Below are 3562 nucleotides of genomic sequence, written 5' to 3' on the forward strand. Positions count from 1 at the left end.
CGAGGTTCTGGCCGCAGACGTAGAACTCGACCCCCAGGGCCTTCATCTTCGAGATGACCGGCAGGTTCGGGTTCGCGACGCCGAACTTCGCCCGGTAGTGCGCCTCGTCCAGGATCCCGTCCATCGCCCGCCCGTGGAAGACCACGACGAACTTCGCGCTCTTCAAGGGCACGCCGGCGACGCCGAAGGCGTTCAGCTCGGAGCCCGCCATGTTGAGCCCCGGGACGAGGTGATCCGGCGCATCGGCCCCCTGGTTCGAGTCGAAGATGGCGCGGTACGTGAGGGACGCGTCCGGAGGAACCGCCGCGCCGGGGATGACGGCGTAGCCGTCCGCCTCGGGGATGACCGGCGCCTTCGCAGGGGGCCAGGCGTCCGCGGCGACCGCGACCGGGAGGGCAACGCCGAGGAAAATCGAGGTCCAGAGCGCGATTCGTCTCACGCGGATCCACCTCCTTTTCGATCAGAGCGCCCCGTGAACGACCTTGCCGCCGACGATCGTCATCAGCGGCGCCCCCCGGAGCTTCATCCCCGCGAACGGCGTGTTGCGCGAGCGCGAGCGGAAGCGCGCGGGGTCGACGGTCGTCTCCTTCTTCACCGAGAAGACCGTCACGTCGGCATCGGCCCCCACGGCGAGAGTTCCTTTCATCAGCCCGAGGACGCGCGCAGGGCCGGACGAGTACAGCTCGACGAAGCGCTTGAGCGGGAGGAGGTTCGTCGCGACGAGGTGCTCGAGGCCGAGGGCCACCGACGTCTCGAGCCCCACGATGCCGAAGGGGGCCGTGTCGTACTCGACGTCCTTCTCGTCCTGGCAATGGGGCGCGTGATCGGACGCCACCGCGTCGATCGTGCCGTCCCGAAGCCCCTCGAGGATCGCGTCGCGATCCGCGGCGGTCCGGAGCGGCGGTTTCATCTTCGTGTTCGTGTCGTACCCCTTCACCGACTCGTCGGTCAGCGTGAAGTGGTGCGGCGTCGCCTCGGCTGTGACGCGCACGCCGCGCGATTTCGCCGTGCGCACCAGCTCGACCGTCGCCGCGGTGCTGATGTGCGCGAGGTGGAGCCTTCCCCCCGTGACCTCGGCGAGCCGGATGTCGCGGTACGCCATCGCCTCCTCGGCGGCGGCGTGCATGCCGCGGAGGCCGAGGAGCGTCGAGACGAACCCCTCGTTCATGACGCCTCCGTTCGCGAGCGACGGCTCCTCCTCGTGGGCGATCACCGGGATGTCGAACATGCGGGCGTACTCGAGCGCCTTGCGCATGAGGAACCCCGAGGCCACCGGCTCCCCGTCGTCGGAGATGGCGACGGCCCCGCGGTGGACGAGGTCGCCGATCTCGCTGAGCTGCTCCCCTTTCAGCCCCTTGCTGAGCGCGCCGATGGGGAAGACGTTCACGGGGGACTTCTCCCGGGCCTGCGCGAGGATGAAATCGGTCACGCTCTGGTTGTCGTTCACCGGGCTCGTGTTCGCCATGCAGGCGACCGAGGTGAACCCTCCCGCCGCCGCCGCGCGCCCGCCGCTCTCGATCGTCTCCTTGTCCTCGCGGCCGGGCTCCCGGAGGTGCACGTGGATGTCGATGAACCCCGGGGCCACGATCAGCCCGGCGAGATCGTAGGTCGACTCCGCGGCCGACTTCGGGATGTTGACCGCAACCGCGGAGATCTTCCCGTCCTCGATCAGGACGTCGAGCGTCTCGTCGACGCCGCGGCCCGGATCAATGACCCGGCCGTTCTTCAGCAGAATCCGCATCACCCGTCTCCCCCGCCAGAAGGTAAAGGACCGCCATGCGCACGGCGACGCCGTTCGTCACCTGGTCGAGGATGACCGAGTACGCGCCGTCGGCGACCTTGCTCTCGATTTCGACACCCCGGTTGATGGGCCCCGGGTGCATGATGATCGCGTCGCGCTTCGCGAGCGCGACGCGCTCCTCGGTGAGGCCGAAGAGGTTGTAGTACTCGCGGACGCTCGGGAAATATCCCTTCCCCTGCCTCTCCATCTGGATGCGCAGCATCATGATGACGTCGGCCCCGTCGAGCGCCTCGGCCATCGAGTGCGTCACCTTCACGCCGAGTCTCGCGACCTCGAGCGGCATGAGCGTCGGCGGCCCGGCGAGGATGACCTCGGCCCCGAGCTTCCGGAGCAGGAAGATGTTCGACCGGACGACGCGGCTGTGCAGGATGTCGCCGATGATCGCGACCTTGAGCCCGGCGATTGCCTTCTTCTTCTGCCGGATCGTGTACGCGTCGAGGAGCGCCTGCGTCGGGTGCTCGTGGCTCCCGTCGCCCGCGTTGATGATCGACGAGCGGCAGTAGCGCGCGAGGAAGTGCGGGGCCCCCGACATCTGGTGGCGCATCACGATGAAGTCGGGGGCCATCGCCTCGATGTTCCGCGCGGTGTCGATCAGCGTCTCCCCCTTCACGAGGCTGGAGGACGACGCGGAGAAGTTGAGCGAGTCGGCGGAGAGGCGCTTCTCCGCGAGCTCGAACGACGTCCGCGTCCGCGTGGACGGCTCCATGAACAGGTTCACGACGGTGCGGCCGCGGAGCGTCGGGACCTTCTTGATCTCGCGCCGGGAGATCTCCGCGAACGACTCGGCGGTGTCGAGGATGAGGACGATCTCCTCGGGGGTCAGCGACTCGATCCCGAGGAGGTGGCGGCTCTTCAGCCTCACGTCAGCGCTCCGCCTTCACGACGAGGTCCACGGAATCCGAGCCGTCCTCCTCGCGGAGCGACACCTTTACCATCTCGTCGAGCGAGGTCGAGACGTTCTTCCCGACGTAGTCGGCGCGGATCGGCAGCTCGCGGTGCCCGCGGTCGACCAGGACGGCGAGCTGGATCTGGCGCGGGCGGCCGAGGTCGATGATCCCGTCCATCGCCGCGCGGATCGTGCGCCCGGTGAAGAGGACGTCGTCCACGAGGACCACCTTCGCTCCGTCCACCGAGAAGGGGATCTCGGTCTTCCTCAGGATCGGGTGATCGGAGATCGTGGTCAGGTCGTCGCGGTAGAGGTTGATGTCGAGGATTCCCACCGGGACCTCGGCCCCCTCGATCTTCTGGATCTTGTCGGCGAGGCGCCGCGCCAGCGGGACGCCGCGCGAGCGGATGCCCACCAGCACGAGCCCGTCCGTCCCCTTGTGCTTCTCGAGGATCTCGTGGGCGATCCGCGTCAGCGTCCTGTCGATCGTGGCCTCGTCCATGACGTGGCCCTTCGGCGTCGTGATCGTCACGTCCCCTCCTCTTCGTGACCCAAGAGCGCCTTGCGTCGCACTCGAGGCAAAAAAAATCCCCGGTCCGCGAGCCGTTCGCTCGGGCCGGGGGTGATCGGGATCCTCTCCCGCATGGCCGATCTCCTTTCCGCCTCTCAGGGCTGGGATTAAAGGCGAGCGGAGTATACGCAGACGATGCGTCCACCGCAAGACGATCGCTCGGGGTGGTGCGCAAGATTACGTCGGGGGAGACGGCCTCCGCGCGTGAAGTCATCGCGCTCGGCCTCGGCTTCGCTCGCCCACCCGCTCCGGCGTCGCCGGCATGTTTGATGACAGGTGGCTCCTGACGCCTCCACGGGTACCC

The 3562-nt window shown here is 68.1% G+C and carries 4 protein-coding genes; all 4 read right to left on the minus strand.

Annotated elements, in window-relative coordinates; all coding sequences use genetic code 11:
- On the minus strand, positions 1-439 hold a 439-nt coding region (locus HY049_17785; protein ID MBI3450750.1), incomplete at its 3' end, for a hypothetical protein.
- Positions 440-460: 21 nt separating this feature from the next.
- Positions 461-1741 (minus strand): dihydroorotase, encoded by a 1281-nt coding sequence (locus HY049_17790; GenBank protein MBI3450751.1) that lies wholly within the window; start codon positions 1739-1741, stop codon positions 461-463.
- The gene (locus tag HY049_17795; GenBank protein MBI3450752.1) at positions 1707-2663 is read right to left on the minus strand and encodes an aspartate carbamoyltransferase catalytic subunit; all 957 of its coding nucleotides are present in this window, start codon (positions 2661-2663) and stop codon (positions 1707-1709) included. The genes HY049_17790 and HY049_17795 overlap by 35 nt, the downstream gene beginning before the upstream one ends.
- A 1-nt stretch (position 2664) precedes the next feature.
- Positions 2665-3189 carry a bifunctional pyr operon transcriptional regulator/uracil phosphoribosyltransferase PyrR gene (pyrR, locus tag HY049_17800; GenBank protein MBI3450753.1) on the minus strand — a complete coding sequence of 175 codons (525 nt, stop codon included), beginning with the start codon at positions 3187-3189 and terminating at the stop codon, positions 2665-2667.
- Positions 3190-3562 lie beyond the last annotated feature (373 nt).

Source organism: Acidobacteriota bacterium, from assembly GCA_016195325.1.
Classification (GTDB): Bacteria; Acidobacteriota; Polarisedimenticolia; order JACPZX01; family JACPZX01; genus JACPZX01.